The sequence below is a fragment of the Methylobacterium sp. NPDC080182 genome (assembly GCF_050281105.1).
Lineage (GTDB): Bacteria > Pseudomonadota > Alphaproteobacteria > Rhizobiales > Beijerinckiaceae > Methylobacterium.
In genome coordinates, this window is the sequence record NZ_JBNNWO010000012.1 from 110458 (window position 1) to 123991 (window position 13534).

Here is a 13534-nt window from a genome sequence, read left to right on the forward strand (position 1 = left end):
GCACCGGATGATAAGGCGCCTCCGGCACCATGTCCGCCGAACCGCCATGACAGATGCACGCGCGACTCAGGACCCGGCCTTGAAGGATTCCGACGCGGCCGAGGCGCCGGCGGCGGAGGCCGCCCCCGCGCCTGCCGTCGCCCCGCCCCTGCGGCCGAGCATCCTCGACCCGCTCTTCGCGCCGGCCCGCGCCCTGCCGGGGATCGGGCCGAAGATGGCGCCGCTCATCGAGAAGCTGCTCGGCACCCCCGAGCGCGAGGCCCGGGTCGTGGACCTGCTGTTCCACCTGCCCCAGGGCGGCGTGGCGCGGAAGCTCATGGGCTCGATCAGCGAGGCCCCCACCGGCGAGCCGGTGACGATCGGCGTCACCGTGGTGGCGCACCGCCCGGCCCAGGCCGGGCCCGGCCGGCGCCCGCACCGGGTGCTGGTGGAGGATGCCTCCGGCGACATCTCCCTGGTCTTCTTCGGCATGCCCCGCGCCCGGGTGGAGAAGATGCTGCCGCTCGGGTCGCACCGCTACATCACCGGCCGGATCGACCTCTGGGACGGCACCCGCCAGATGGTCCACCCGTCGCGGATCGCGGACGAGGCGGGCCTCGCGGAACTCCCCGCCGTCGAGCCGGTCTACGGCGCCACCGAGGGGCTGACCTCCCGGGCGATCAACAAGCTCGCGGTCGCGGCCCTCGACCGGCTGCCGGTCCTGCCGGAATGGCAGGACCCGGCCTGGCTGGAGCGGAACCGCCTGCCCGCCTTCGCGGACGCGCTCCGCCTCGAGCACCGCCCCGAGGAGGCGCCGCCGAAGGCCGAGGACCCGCTCCAGCCGCCGCCCGCGACGCCGTCCCGGAAGCGGCTCGCCTACGACGAGCTCCTCGCCTCGCAGCTGGCGCTGGCGCTCCTGCGCGCCCGCCAGCGGCGCAAGGCCGGCCGGGTCAATGCCGGCGACGGCGCCCTGAGCGGGCGCCTCGAGGCCGCCCTCCCCTTCGCGCTGACCGGCGCGCAAGGCCGGGCGGTGGCGGAGATCCGCGCCGACCTCGCGGCGCCCCGGCGGATGCTGCGCCTGCTCCAGGGCGATGTCGGCTCGGGCAAGACCGCGGTGGCCCTGCTCGCCATGGCCTCGGCGGTCGAGGCCGGGCGTCAGGCCGCCCTGATGGCGCCCACCGAGATCCTGGCGCGGCAGCATTTCGAGCGGCTGAGGCCGCTGGCCGGCCCCCTGCGCCTGCGCCTGATGACCGGCCGCGACCGGGCCGCGGAGCGCAAGAGCACGCTGGCCGACCTCGCCGCGGGCGAGATCGACATCCTGGTCGGCACCCACGCCCTGTTCCAGGAGGCGGTGACGTTCCGCGACCTCGGCCTCGCGGTGGTGGACGAGCAGCACCGGTTCGGCGTCCACCAGCGCCTCGCGCTCGGCGCCAAGGGCGAGGCGGTGGACTTCCTGGTCATGACCGCGACGCCGATCCCCCGCACCCTGGCGCTGACCTTCTTCGGCGACATGGACGTCTCGATCCTCGACGAGAAACCCGCCGGCCGCCAGCCGATCCGGACGATCACCTTGCCGACCGAGCGGATCGACGAGGTCGTGGCCGGCCTCGCCCGGGCGATCGCCGGGGGCGAGCGGGTCTACTGGATCTGCCCCCTTGTGGAGGAATCGGAGTTCGTCGACCTCGCCGCCGCGGCCGAGCGCTTCGACGATCTGCGGAAGCACTTCGGCGACGCGGTCGGGCTGATCCACGGCAAGATGCCCGGCCCCGAGAAGGACGCCGCCATGGCGCGGTTCGCCGCCGGGGAGACCAAGCTCCTGGTCTCGACCACGGTGGTGGAGGTCGGGGTCGACGTGCCCGAGGCCACCATCATGGTGATCGAGCACGCGGAGCGCTTCGGGCTGGCGCAGCTGCACCAGCTCCGCGGCCGGGTCGGGCGCGGCTCGAAGGCCTCCTCGTGCCTGCTGCTCTACCGGGGGCCCCTCGGGCAGGTGTCCCGGGCCCGGCTGGAGATGATGCGCGCGAGCGAGGACGGCTTCCGCATCGCCGAGGCCGACCTGAAGCTGCGCGGCGAGGGCGAGGTGCTCGGCACCCGCCAATCCGGCATGGCCGCTTTCCGGCTGGCGCGGCTGGAGAGCGACGCCGCCCTGCTGGAGGCCGCCCGCGACGACGCGCGGATGATCGTGGAGCGCGATCCCGGCCTCAAGAGCCCGCGGGGACAGGCGCTGCGGGTGCTGCTCTACCTGTTCGAGCGGGAGGCCGCGATCCGGCTGATCGGGGCCGGATGAACGGTTTCCTGAACGGATTCGTTCAGGAAAGTCCGGCCTTCCTGAACGGCCGGATCCGGAATCGCCGCCGCGCGACCGGATCGGTACTCCGATGCGCCGATGTCACAGGCTCTCTGGAAAAGTGTTTCGTTTCAGAAGTTTGACGGGATCGCGCGGAAGCTTGGCGGCGCCGTACGGGCGGTCCGGGAGGCTCCGGACAGGCCTCGTGACCTTGCATCAGCCATATTCTTCCCTTAACTGGAGATGAACGAATGGCCCGGTAAGCCGGGACATCACGGACGAATCTGGAGGACGGACATGTCGAACGGACTGTTCCAAGGCCTGCCGGGCTCCCACGAGATGGCCGGTGCCCACGCCCTGCCGACCGAGCCCTGGCTCCTGCCGATCTCGGATCGCGCCGCCGAGGCGGCGGGCAAGACCGCGGACGAGCTGCAGGCCGCCGTGCGTCGGGCGTCCCGGCCCTTCTGGCTGGCCGCTAATGGGCTCTGCATCGCGCTGGGCCTCGCCCTCACCCTGCAATGCGCCTCCGGCTGGGGCCCGACGGCGCCCCGCAGCGCCGTGACGGTCGCGCAGGCGACGCCGCCGACCATCGCGCCGCAGACCGCCTCGCTGCAGCGCTGAGCCGATAGCAGTCTGATCATTTCAGGGCCGTCCCGCGCGCGCGGGGCGGCCTTTCTCGTGGACGATGGCCGCCAATCCCACGGTCTCCCGCAAGCCGAGTAGCGGTGAGCTCGGCGCGCAGGAGGCCTGGATCGCGCGCCGGCGCCTCGGGAAGGCCCCTTGAGCGGACCGGAGGTCGTCCCCGCTTCGACGGTTCCGGTCGACGCTGCCGTCATCGCGAGCGCAGCGCAGCGACCCAGGGCAGCGGGACGTCCTGCACCGTGGCGCGAGACGGGGTGGCTCAGGCCGCCGAGACGGCGACGAAGCCGGCGACCGGGCGCCGCATCACGCGTCCTGCGGCTCCCGGCGGGGCAGCGGTCCGCCGGCCTGCTGGGCCGTCCGCAGGGTGGCCGCCATGGCGTTGAGGCGGCCCTGCGGGTCCTCCGGCTGGATCACCCCGGCCGACATCACCAGCTTGGCGGCGTCGTCGACGCTGATGGCGAGCTCCACCACCTCCGCGCGCGGCAGGTAGAAGAAGAAGCCCGTGGTCGGGTTGGGCGCGCAGGGCAGGAAGACGCCGACGAGGTCGTCCGCCGGCGCCCCCCGGGCCCGCAGCGCCCCCTCGACCTCGTGGGCCGCCGGGGCGGACAGGAACACCACCGACCACGTGCCCTTCACGGGGAACTCCACGAGCCCCACCGTGCGGAACGAGGTGCCGTTGGCCGAGAACAGCGTCTCGAAGATCTGCCGCAGGCCCTTGTAGAGGCCGGAGATCACGGGGGTCCGCGCCAGCAGGACCTCGCCGAACTCGATCACCGAGCGTCCGACGAGGTTCGCCGTGAGGAAGCCCAGCAGGGTCACCGCCAGGAACGCGATCACGAGGCCGAGGCCCGGGATCGAGAACGGCAGGTAGTGGTCCGGCAGGTAGCTCGCCGGGACCAGCGGCTTCACGAACGAATCGATCAGCGCGATGAACCACCACGTGATGTAGGCCGTGATGGCGAGCGGGCCGGCGACGATGATGCCGGTGAGGAAATAGGTGCGCAGCCGGCCGCGCGCGCTGACCCGCGTCTTCGGGGTGCCGCCGCCCGCCGCGGCGTCGGGCTCGGGAACCTGGATCGGCGGGGGAATCGGCGCCACGGGTGCCCTCTCGGCCGCACCACGCGCGGCGATGACGCTGCGGGGCCGTCCCCCGCTGGCAGAGAGGTAGCGGTTGCGCTTGTCCGCCTCAAGGGCGGCCCCGCCTCCCTCAGGCGTCCGCACCCGGCGGTCGGGCGGCGGGGACCGGCATCGCGTCCCGGGGAATCACGGCGCCGCGATGCCCGATCACCGCCCCGGCCAGGCGGTGCGCCTCGGCGGCGGCGGCTTCCGGTGCCAGCCCGGCGATGCGCGCCGCGAGGTAGCCCGCCGCGAAACTGTCGCCCGCCGCCGTCGTGTCGACGACCCGCGCGGCGCGCCCGGCCGGCACGGCGGTGTCGGCCCGGCCGTGCAGCACCCGGGCGACGGGGCCGGATCCGTCCGAGGTCTTGAGCACGATCTCGGCCCGGCCGCGGTGGCGCAGCACCTCGTCCTCGCCCGCCGCGCCGAACAGCCAGTCCAGATCCTCGGCCGAGGCGAAGATCACGTCGGCCAGGTCCAGGGCCGCGCGGAAGGCCGCCCAGGCCTCGTCCCGGTCGGGCCAGCCGCGGGGACGGTAATTGGTGTCGAAGGCGACCTGCCCGCCCCGCTCCCGCAGGCGCGACAGCGTCTCGAACAGGGCGGCGCGCCCGGTCTCGCCGTAGAGCGAGAGGCTGATGCCGGACAGGTAGACGAGGTCGTAGCGCTCCAGCTCCGCCTCCGTCTCGGCGGCGCCCGGCTCGGTGAAGAGGTCCCGGGCGGCGGCCCGGTCGCGCCAGTAGTGGAAGCTGCGCTCGCCGTCGGCATCCGTGCGGATGATGTAGAGGCCCGGCATCCGGCCCTGCAGGCGCCGGACCCGGTCGAGGCCGATGCCCTCGCGGCCCCAGGCCGCCGCCATCTCGTCGCTCCAGATGTCGTCGCCCAGCGCGGTCACGTAGTCCACCGCGACGCCGAGGCGCGCGAGGTAGAGCGCGGTGTTCAGCGTGTCGCCGCCGAAGCCCCGGACCAGATTCCCGTCCGGGCGTTCGGACAGTTCGACCATGCACTCGCCGATGCAGGCGACCCTCATGCGGTTCCTCCCGGTGCGCGACCCCGTGTCCCCGCATTGTACGGCCCGGCCTGTCAATCGCCACCGGTCCCGGTCCCGACCTCGCCGCGCCGGCCGCGCTCGCGTGGCCCCGTCGCGCGCCCGTCTGAGGAGCCTCGACGATCCAAAGATCAGCGCGCCAGTCGCTCGATTTCGTGGGATGTGCATATCGATAATTTGGCAAACGTATTGTAATATTCGCACTATGACCGATTATGAATCATATACAATCAATAGAATTCACAATAAAATCTGCAATATGCGTGCATGAATCGTCATATAACCTCGACGTCGCGCTTTTCTGAAGTTCGATTCAATGCCGGAGCGGAAAATCACCATTCTTAAACACCGAAGGTCAGAGAAGCTCCTTCGCGACAGGGGTCATTGTCGAGCGAGATCCGGTCGCGTTGCTGTCGTGACGGTGTGTGCCGAACGCACTGAGGGGCGGGATGCGGTCGGGGATCCCGGAAACCTCCGTTCACAGCGCGGCAGGAACGAATCCGTTCGATCGGGAACAAACCGCCTCGGGCTGGAATGTCGATGCAAGATGTTTGTCGATCGCGGGCGCCATCTCGATGGAGATACGTGCCGGATCTGAAGAAATTCCGGATGAATGGTGAAGTGTTGTGCCGAAAAAATTCTCGTGGCCGAACGGCGGGAACGGTGATACGGTTCGAACGGTGCTGAGATGTTCCATACTGCTTTAAGCGCTCTGACTTTCTCGTCGGGAGAGTTCCTGACTCTCACGGAAAGTCGGGGCGTGAGTGGGGCCTGGAGCTGGATCTTCGCGGGCGAGGAGCAGGTCTGGTCGCCCGGGTTCTACCGGCTGCTCGGGCTCGTTCCGAACGCCGCGAAGGCGCGCTACGACCTGTTGCTGAGCCTGATCCATCCCGAGGACCGGCCTCTCATGCCGGCGCTGGCGGACATCCGGCAGGGGCACGTGCCCCGCGAGGTCATCGTCCGGGTGATCCGGACGAACGGCACGGTGCGCACGCTCTCGCTGACGATGGAGGTGCGCGTCTCGGCGGAGGGGCGGCCCGTCGCCCTCAGCGGCACGGCGCTCGACGTGAGCGACCGCGAACAGCTGGCGCGCCTGCGGCAGGAAGAGCGCCGCCGGCAGAGCGCGCTCTACCTCACGGAGCACATCACGACCTTCTCGATGGGGCTCGACCGCGTCCGGGACATCCCGTTCGCCGTCGCCCAGGTCCACGGGCTCCCGCTAGAGGAGATCTGCGCCGAGCCGTATATCCTGATCGTTCCCGAGGAGCGCGCGGGCTTCCGGGCAGCGGCCCTGGAGCAGATCGAGCGGCGGGCGTTCTTCCAGGGGGGCGCCCACGAGCGCCTCGCCAACGGCGAGCTCTGGCACTTCCGGATCCTCACGATGCCCGTCTGGGATCCGGACGGGACCTATCTGGGGCGCTGCGGGCTCAAATACCCCGTCCGCAACCACGCCCCGCCCCCCGGCGGCCTGCACGAGGGGCTGGAGCATTCCGTGAGCGGCCACCACCTGCGGGCCGCGCGGGCGCTCCTCGACTGGTCGATGATGGAGCTCGCTCAGGCGAGCGGCCTGTCGCATTCCACCGTGCGGCGTCTGGAAGAGGACAGCGAGCATCGGGGAAGCCGGTCCCGCCTGCACGCGGTCGAGGCGCTGCGCCGGGCGGGCGTCCGGTTCGTCCCCATCGATGACGGGACCCTGGCGGTCGCCCGGGTCTGAGCGGCCCGCGCGGCCGACGGGCGCTCGCGGGATCTGCCCTGCCCCGCCCCACCGGGTCATCGGGGTCGGTCTCCGCGCTGGCCCCCCGGGGGCCCCCCGACCCCAGCGCGGAGACCGGGACGGGCGGATCGGGCGATCCGCCGTCAGGCATTCCCGCGCCCGTGTCCCGCGGCGGCCCGGACGGGGCCGCCGATCCAGGGCGGTGCGGGCCTGGCCGCCTCAGGCCGCCTTGTGTCCGAGCTGGATCGCCTTGGCGATCTCCGAGCGCTTGGCGGCGTAGCCCGGGGCCACCATCGGGTAGTCGGCCGGCAGGCCGTACTTCGCCCGGTAACGCTCCGGCGTGAGGCCGTGCGCCGTGAGGTGACGCTTCAGGGTCTTGTAGGACCGGCCGTCGATGAAGCTGATCAGGCCGTCCTGCTGGATCGAAGCCTCGATCTGCGCCGCCGTCGGGCCGGTCCAGCCGGGACCAGATCCCGAGCCGCCGCCCTGCAGCACCGATATGGCCGTGTGCACCTGGTCGATCAGAACCGGCAGGTCGCCCACGCCCACCGCATTCCGAGACACGTAGGCCGCGACCAGTGATGCCGTGCACTTGATCAGGTCTGTGTTCAGGTCCGAGGTCTTTTCGTTCAGATCGATGGTGTTCATGAATCCCCCAGTACCGAAATTCGAGGCATGAAAACCGGCGCATCGATAAAGCTGAGGCTAGGATCAGATTTTACCGCCCAAGCATGCGCCGAATTGCTTCGAGTGTGCCAAGATTGGCGCGTAACTATACAAAAACTGTCTATTTTGTCTATACTTTATCTTAGGATGTTCTTTGAACATTTTCTGTTCTTGCGAGGCAACATGAGGTTGCCAGGCCTGCGGCGTCTCGCAAACAGTGCGCAGTTTCGGCCTCCGGTCCGTGAGGCTGTCCGCGATGACTGCGAACGGCCGCGCGATGACGGGCTGCAGGGGCGCGAATCAGCGGCGGAGACAGGGACGGATCGCGGATGCCGCCCCGGTTACGGGTCGATCGGACCGCGGCCCGCGTCCCTGCTGACCATCGGTCGGGCGGCGCGCGACGGGATCCCGGGGGCCGTGGCGCTTCTCCACGGCCTCTCCGCGGGCGCTGGCGCCGCGACCGGGCCGCGATTAACAAAGTTCTCAGGCAAGGCGTGGATCGTGCGCGCCGGGCGCGTCGCGAAACGCTCGCGCGTCGGGAGCCTCGTTCCGGCCGTGACGGCACGGCGGCATCCGTGCGAGAGGCCCGTCGACGCGCGCTATCGAGGGCGACCCCTATGTCCGGACCCTGTGCGACCACTATCCCGCGCGCGCTCTCCGCGCTCGAAGCGCCCGGACCGGGCGCCGCGGACGCGGTCGGCGGCCGGATGGCGCCCCTCTGGATGCTGCTCGTCGGCCGGGCCGCGGTCCGCCGTCACTGGCACCTCATCGCCGCCACCGGCCTGCTGTGGTCGTCGCTCGGCCTCCTGGTGGTGATCGATTCCCTCGACGGTGCGCTCCACGTCCCGGACCGGTGGTTCGGCCTGATCCTCCTGGCCGAGGGCGTGAGTTCCCTCCTCGTCGGCGCGTCCGCGATCGGCGCCGCGCGCCGCCTGCGCCTCGCCAAGGGCGCGCTGCTGTCGGTCATGGCCGTGCTGATCATGATGGCCACGAAGCACAGCACCTTCCTGCTCGCCATGATCTTCGGCGTCGCCTTCGTGGTCGACGGCCTCGTCCGGATCACGATCGCCGGCCTGCTGAAATTCGCTGGCTGGCGGATGTCGGTCGCCCTCGGCGGCCTCAGCATCGCCTTCGGCCTGTTCCATCTCCAGCCCTGGCCGACCTGGTACGCCGGCACGGTCGGCTACTGCATCGGCATGTTCCTGATCCTGAACGGCGCCAACCTCGCGCTGGTCGGGCTGCGCACCCGGCGCTTGGGCACCGCCGAGCCGGCCGTGTCGGTCGTGTCGGTCGGCGGCGACGAGCCCGGCAGCCTGACGGTCTATGTCTGGACGCCCACCGGGCAGGCGACCACCCCCGCCGGCCAGCGGCTGATCCGGCGCTACGTCGCCTCCGTCGACAAGGCCGGGCGCTTCTCCACCGGCCACGCGGCCCTGCAGCAGGGCGACGACCTCTACGTCAGCCACTACCCCGCGGTGGAGATCGACCGCTCCCCCGCCAACCTGCGCTCGAGCCTGCGCGCGGGCCCGGAGAACGACGTGCCCGGGCGCTTCCTGCCCTCGCACGCCGCGGAGGTGGCGGACTGGTGCCCCGCGACGGTGGCGGTGACGCTGAACGGCATCGACGCCGCCCGGCTGCGGGCGTTCTGGGCGCAGTACAGCCGCGACACCACCTACAACTTCATCAGCCGCAACTGCTCCACCACGGTGGCGCGGGCGCTGGACATCGCCGTGGAGGGCGCGTTCAGCCGCGGCGGGCATCCCTGGCGGCGGCTCGCGGCGGCGCTGACCACGCCGGAGTTCTGGGCGGCGGCCTTCCTGCGCAACGGGGCGCGGTCCATGACCTGGACCCCGGGCCTCGTGCTCGATTACACGCGGGCGCTGAGCGCCCTCGTGGATCCGGCCTCGCCGGTGCCGTCGATCGCCTGGAAGCGGGTCGGCTGGCGGCTCCTGCGCAACTGGCGGGCGCGGGACCTCGCGCCCCTGAGCCCGATCGCCCGGCAGCCCTCCGTGCCGGGAGCTGGCCCGACAGAAGCCTGATCCCGGCCCGATCCCGGCCCGATCGGGACTCGGGACCGCGGTCGCCCGCTCAGGGGTCCTTGCGGGCGGCGGGGCGGCCGGCAGCGAGGTCGCCCGCGATGGCCTGCATCACCGCCAGCGTGTCGACCTCGTCCTGCTCGGCGCCGTGGTCGCTGAGCTTCACGATCACCGTGCCGGTCGCGCGGTTCACGTAGATGTACTGGCCGTAGACGCCGATCGCCGAGATGTCGTCGTCCTCGCCGCCCGGGGCGTGCCACCACTGGGCCGAGTACTGCCAGCCGTCGACGTCGCGCCGGGCCGGCGTCATGATCCGCTCGATCCAGCGGCCCGGGATGATGCGGTGATCGCCCGACCGGCCCTGGTCGGCCACCAGAAGGCCGAGGCGGGCGAAGTCGCGGGCCGTCGCGTTGATGCAGCAGAACGCCTTCTCGATGCCGCCGGGCCGGTCGAGGTTCCAGGTGGCGTCGGCCTGGGCGCCCATCGGCTTCCAGATCCGCTCCGAGAGGATGTCAGCCAGCGGCTTGCCCTCGACCCGGGCGAGGATCAGGCCGAGCAGCTCGGTGTCGATGCTGCGGTAGCGGCCCTTGGTGCCGGGCTTGAACGCCAGGTGGGCGTTGTCGCGCACGAAGGCCGTGAGATCGCGCGTCAGGTACATGCCGGCGGTGCCGGTCAGGGGATGCCGGGGGTCGTAGTTCTCCGGCACGGCGATGCCGCTCGCCATGTCGAGGAGGTTGCGCACGGTGATCTGGCCGAAGACCGCGCCGTTCCGCAACTCGGGCAGGAGGGTGGAGACCCGGTCGGTCTCGGCGAGCTGACCCCGCGCCACCGCGGCGCCGACCAGCAGCGAGACGATGGACTTCGCCACCGACCACGAGGGGAACAGCGTCTCCGGTCCGGTGCCTGCGCGCTGCCACTCGTGGATCAGGACACCGTCCTGCAGCACCAGGAACGCGTTGGTGTGGGTCGCCTCCAGCACCGTCATCAGCGGGACCGTCTTCCCCTTCCAGGGGACGCGGTCGAGGATCGGGCGCGGCCGCGCCGGCAGGTCGCTCGCCCGGGCCGGGGCCTGGACGATCCGGCTCGGGAACCACGTGCCCACCGACGACGGCTCGATGACCGCGAGCGCCGTCAGGGTGACGGGATCGGGGACGTTGATCAGCGCGGCCGCGGTCCAGGCGCAGCCCGCGATCGCGGCGCCGCCCGCCGCGGCGATCGCGCCCCAGCGGCGGCCCCGGCGCGCGCGGGCCGGAGAATCCGGGATCGCCAAGGACGCGGTCATGCTGGATCTGTGTCGCTCTGGATCGTCGCTGTCGCGCGGCCGGCCCCGGGGCGGGACGGCGCGCGGTCACCATGATCAGCAGGCCTTAACGAAAGCCCCAATCGGCCCCGGCGCCGGGCCGGTCCGTCGCCCGCGAAGCGGCGAGCCGCCGGTTCGGAAATGTTCACGGATCTGTGGCCTTGTGTCCGGCGGCCGCCGACGTCCCGCGGCCGTTTCGACGCGGATCCGGGCCGGCCCAGCGCCGCCCCGTCCGCGCGGGCGTCCGATTCGAACCTGGTTCTACACGCCTCGACCGCCCGACTCACCCAGCCCGCGCAGCCCGAAAGTCCGCCGTGCCATGAATCCGTACCTGATCCTCGGGCTCGCCATCGGCGCGGAGGTGACCGCCACCCTGGCGCTGAAGGCCGCCGACGGCCTCACCCGCCCGGGGCCGACGGTGATCGTGGCGCTCGGTTACGGCACCGCCCTGTGGCTGATGTCGACCAGCATGGACATGCTGCCGATCGGCGTGGTCTACGCGATCTGGTCGGGGATCGGCATGATCGGCGCGGCGCTCGGCGGCGCGTGGCTGTACGGCGAGGCGCTCAACCCGACGATGCTGGTGGGCATCGGGGTGATCGCCCTGGGCGTGACCGTCCTGGCCGCGGGTCAGGGCCAGCACTGAGGCTCCCGGTCCGGTCCCGAAACGGGACAGCCTCGCCACATCCTCGCCGCGAACGTGCCGTCAAGCTTGGCCTTCGTCCGGTCGGAGCGGAACACCGCCCGGCTGGTCAGGCTGGAGGAGCACGGAGCGCGGATGCATGCGGGGTAGCGAGAGGACGAAGGTCGGTCCTGCACTGATCGTTCTGGCGGCGGCCGGCGGCCTGGGGGCCTGCAACACCGCGTCGCCGGTGCTCACGACGGGATCGATCCCCGACCGCAAGCCGCCGATGGTCGTCAGCGACGCCGAGCGCGATTGTCTGGGCCGCGCCATGTACTTCGAGTCGAACAGGAGCGACAGCGACGGGCTGGTCGCCGTCGGCACGGTCGTGATGAACCGGCTCGAGAACGCGATCTTCCCGGGCGGCATCTGCGCGGTGGTCGGGCAGCCGGGCCAGTTCGCGCCGGGCGTCCTCACCAAGCCGATGCAGGAGAAGGACCTGCAGAAGGTCGCCGACGCCGCCGACGCCGTCCTGGCCGGCGAGCGGCACCCGAAGGTCGGGAAGGCGATGTTCTTCCACACCGCGGGCCACCGCTTCCCCTACACGAACATGCACTACGTGGCCGTCGCCGGCGGCAACGCCTTCTACGAGAAGCGCGACAGGCGAACGGCCAAGCTGGAGAAGCCGGAGAAGCCGGCTCAGCAGGACAGGCCGGCCACGCCCGCCCTGCCCGCGACGGCCCTGACCTTCGCGGCCGTACCCGCGCCGCCCGCCGCGGGCCCCTGATCGAGACGGCTCGATCCGACAGCCGCGTCCCGGATCTGCGCGCGGTGAGCTCCGGTCAGCCGGCCGCCGCGTCCTCGGCGCGGCTCGCCCGCAGGGTTCGGGCCTCCTGCCGGGCGGCGACCAGCACCCGCTCCCGGCGCACCGGCTCCCGCAGCGATTCCCACAGACGGAGCAGCTCCAGCGTCGGCAGCGCGTCGCAATCCGGCGACGCGTCCCCGGATGTGCGCCCGGTCGCCGGCGCGCATTCGGCGAAGAAGATCTCGACCGGGCTCCCCAGGGCCTCGGCCAGTCTCCCCAGGAGCGCGTCGGCCTGGACGGTCGGGATCATGGGAAATCCTGTTTCTGCGCGGGCGGTCGAACCGGATCCTTACCTTTAAGTTGTATGCTCGGCATTCAACCAGGTTACTGCACCGCCATGTCCGACGACGACGGTTTTGACCGCATGGTGGAGGCGACGATCCTGGCCCATCAACTCGTGGCCGCGCACGGCACGGCGACGATGCAGCTCCTGTCCCGATTGCTGCTCATGGAGATCGGTACGGAGATCGCGGCGCGGCGCGATCCCGATCCGGCCGCCAACGACAATCCGGACGCCCTGGAGGATTAGAGCGCGCTTCGCCGGCATTCCGGTCGGATCGGGTCCCGGCGGAAGAACCGGTCTGGCCCGTAATCCTTGGCGCGATGCAATGGAGCGGGCGGCAAATCTGTTGATCGGCCCATGGATCCGAGCAGGCGGCATTTACAAGGATGGATAACGGTCTAGCTTCTGGGTAGAAACTACCCACGAATCACGGATCCCTCGCCGATGATCGCCGAACGGGTAGCGCTCGCTGGTGCGCTCCTCCTGCTGAGCATCACGCCCGCGGTCCCCCAGCTGCGCCGTCCGATGACGTGTACGGTGGAGGCGTCGACCAGTCTCGATGTCGCCGCACCCGAAGGCGCCAAACCGCAATCCCAGAAGGCCCGGACATTCTCGCTGGTCTCCAGCGGCGGCCTGCTGACCGTGATCTCGGCCGGGCGCTCCGACTATTACGAGTGCCAGACGGCCTCACCGCGGCTGAACGAGCGCACGCCGCGCAACGCGATCAAGTGTCAGAACGGCGTCTACTTCCTTCTGATCGACCTCAACAAGATGAACTTCGTCGAGGCGCAGCTCAATCCCGAGGAGCGCAACGACGTCAAGGTCAGCTACGGGAATTGTCGGACCCTGTAGGGGCGTCGCCGGGCAACCTAGTCCATGTGGATCAGGACGTACGCGGCGGCGGCAACGGCCGTGAGGGTGAGGACCACCAGCAGCGCCGTTTTCCCGGGCGGTCCTTCCGGCGGGTCTGGGGCGTCGG

General features: G+C 71.1%; 14 protein-coding genes. 8 read left to right on the forward strand and 6 right to left on the reverse strand.

Annotated features, from left to right (window positions below):
- Positions 1–46 precede the first annotated feature (46 nt).
- Positions 47–2266, forward strand: coding sequence for an ATP-dependent DNA helicase RecG (recG, locus tag ACQKQD_RS21110; RefSeq protein WP_427509465.1), 2220 nt, complete (start codon positions 47–49; stop codon positions 2264–2266).
- Between the two features lie 297 nt (positions 2267–2563).
- Positions 2564–2887 carry a hypothetical protein gene (locus ACQKQD_RS21115; protein ID WP_012318646.1) on the forward strand — a complete coding sequence of 108 codons (324 nt, stop codon included), beginning with the start codon at positions 2564–2566 and terminating at the stop codon, positions 2885–2887.
- Positions 2888–3211: 324 nt separating this feature from the next.
- On the opposite strand, the gene ACQKQD_RS21120 is transcribed toward ACQKQD_RS21115, so the two are convergent.
- From ACQKQD_RS21120 to ACQKQD_RS21130, 3 genes are all read right to left on the reverse strand, one after another.
- A complete protein-coding gene (locus ACQKQD_RS21120; protein WP_042672775.1) occupies positions 3212–4006 on the reverse strand; it encodes a DUF502 domain-containing protein in 795 nt (264 codons plus the stop codon).
- Between the two features lie 109 nt (positions 4007–4115).
- Positions 4116–5051: a sugar kinase gene (locus ACQKQD_RS21125; protein WP_042672778.1), complete on the reverse strand. Its 936-nt coding sequence runs from the start codon at positions 5049–5051 to the stop codon at positions 4116–4118.
- 496 nt (positions 5052–5547) lie between these two features.
- Positions 5548–5766 (reverse strand): hypothetical protein, encoded by a 219-nt coding sequence (locus ACQKQD_RS21130; RefSeq protein WP_128083362.1) that lies wholly within the window; start codon positions 5764–5766, stop codon positions 5548–5550.
- A gap of 63 nt (positions 5767–5829) precedes the next feature.
- On the opposite strand from ACQKQD_RS21130, the gene ACQKQD_RS21135 reads away from it, so the two are divergent.
- Entirely contained in the window at positions 5830–6783 is a 954-nt protein-coding gene (locus ACQKQD_RS21135) for a PAS domain-containing protein (protein ID WP_244491817.1), read from the forward strand.
- Positions 6784–7002: 219 nt separating this feature from the next.
- Here the strand turns inward: ACQKQD_RS21135 and ACQKQD_RS21140 are convergent, their stop codons facing one another.
- On the reverse strand, positions 7003–7431 hold the full coding sequence (locus tag ACQKQD_RS21140) for a MucR family transcriptional regulator (protein WP_020093268.1): 429 nt from the start codon (positions 7429–7431) through the stop codon (positions 7003–7005).
- A 635-nt stretch (positions 7432–8066) separates the two neighbouring features.
- Here ACQKQD_RS21140 and ACQKQD_RS21145 point away from each other — a divergent pair.
- Entirely contained in the window at positions 8067–9488 is a 1422-nt protein-coding gene (locus ACQKQD_RS21145; protein ID WP_427509466.1) for a DUF4105 domain-containing protein, read from the forward strand.
- Positions 9489–9537: 49 nt separating this feature from the next.
- On the opposite strand, the gene ACQKQD_RS21150 is transcribed toward ACQKQD_RS21145, so the two are convergent.
- Entirely contained in the window at positions 9538–10767 is a 1230-nt protein-coding gene (locus ACQKQD_RS21150; RefSeq protein WP_020093266.1) for a serine hydrolase domain-containing protein, read from the reverse strand.
- 337 nt (positions 10768–11104) lie between these two features.
- Here ACQKQD_RS21150 and ACQKQD_RS21155 point away from each other — a divergent pair, with 337 nt between their 5' ends.
- Positions 11105–11431 (forward strand): DMT family transporter, encoded by a 327-nt coding sequence (locus tag ACQKQD_RS21155; protein ID WP_020093265.1) that lies wholly within the window; start codon positions 11105–11107, stop codon positions 11429–11431.
- Positions 11432–11567: 136 nt separating this feature from the next.
- Entirely contained in the window at positions 11568–12194 is a 627-nt protein-coding gene (locus ACQKQD_RS21160) for a cell wall hydrolase (protein WP_056523258.1), read from the forward strand.
- Between the two features lie 55 nt (positions 12195–12249).
- Here the strand turns inward: ACQKQD_RS21160 and ACQKQD_RS21165 are convergent, their stop codons facing one another.
- Entirely contained in the window at positions 12250–12522 is a 273-nt protein-coding gene (locus ACQKQD_RS21165; RefSeq protein WP_427509467.1) for a hypothetical protein, read from the reverse strand.
- Between the two features lie 87 nt (positions 12523–12609).
- On the opposite strand from ACQKQD_RS21165, the gene ACQKQD_RS21170 reads away from it, so the two are divergent.
- Together ACQKQD_RS21170 and ACQKQD_RS21175 are read left to right on the forward strand one after the other, a co-directional pair.
- Entirely contained in the window at positions 12610–12801 is a 192-nt protein-coding gene (locus tag ACQKQD_RS21170) for a hypothetical protein (RefSeq protein WP_091677546.1), read from the forward strand.
- Between the two features lie 198 nt (positions 12802–12999).
- Entirely contained in the window at positions 13000–13407 is a 408-nt protein-coding gene (locus ACQKQD_RS21175) for a hypothetical protein (protein WP_042670689.1), read from the forward strand.
- Positions 13408–13534 lie beyond the last annotated feature (127 nt).

Excerpts from the sequence above, each read along its gene's own strand:
- recG (WP_427509465.1), top strand. The coding sequence starts at position 47 with ATGACAGATGCACGCGCGACTCAGGACCCGGCCTTGAAGGATTCCGAC.
- ACQKQD_RS21115 (WP_012318646.1), top strand. The coding sequence starts at position 2,564 with ATGTCGAACGGACTGTTCCAAGGCCTGCCGGGCTCCCACGAGATGGCC.
- ACQKQD_RS21125 (WP_042672778.1), bottom strand. The coding sequence starts at position 5,051 with ATGAGGGTCGCCTGCATCGGCGAGTGCATGGTCGAACTGTCCGAACGC.
- ACQKQD_RS21130 (WP_128083362.1), bottom strand. The coding sequence starts at position 5,766 with ATGGAACATCTCAGCACCGTTCGAACCGTATCACCGTTCCCGCCGTTC.
- ACQKQD_RS21140 (WP_020093268.1), bottom strand. The coding sequence starts at position 7,431 with ATGAACACCATCGATCTGAACGAAAAGACCTCGGACCTGAACACAGAC.
- ACQKQD_RS21145 (WP_427509466.1), top strand. The coding sequence starts at position 8,067 with ATGTCCGGACCCTGTGCGACCACTATCCCGCGCGCGCTCTCCGCGCTC.
- ACQKQD_RS21150 (WP_020093266.1), bottom strand. The coding sequence starts at position 10,767 with ATGACCGCGTCCTTGGCGATCCCGGATTCTCCGGCCCGCGCGCGCCGG.
- ACQKQD_RS21155 (WP_020093265.1), top strand. The coding sequence starts at position 11,105 with ATGAATCCGTACCTGATCCTCGGGCTCGCCATCGGCGCGGAGGTGACC.
- ACQKQD_RS21160 (WP_056523258.1), top strand. The coding sequence starts at position 11,568 with ATGCGGGGTAGCGAGAGGACGAAGGTCGGTCCTGCACTGATCGTTCTG.
- ACQKQD_RS21165 (WP_427509467.1), bottom strand. The coding sequence starts at position 12,522 with ATGATCCCGACCGTCCAGGCCGACGCGCTCCTGGGGAGACTGGCCGAG.
- ACQKQD_RS21170 (WP_091677546.1), top strand. The coding sequence starts at position 12,610 with ATGTCCGACGACGACGGTTTTGACCGCATGGTGGAGGCGACGATCCTG.
- ACQKQD_RS21175 (WP_042670689.1), top strand. The coding sequence starts at position 13,000 with ATGATCGCCGAACGGGTAGCGCTCGCTGGTGCGCTCCTCCTGCTGAGC.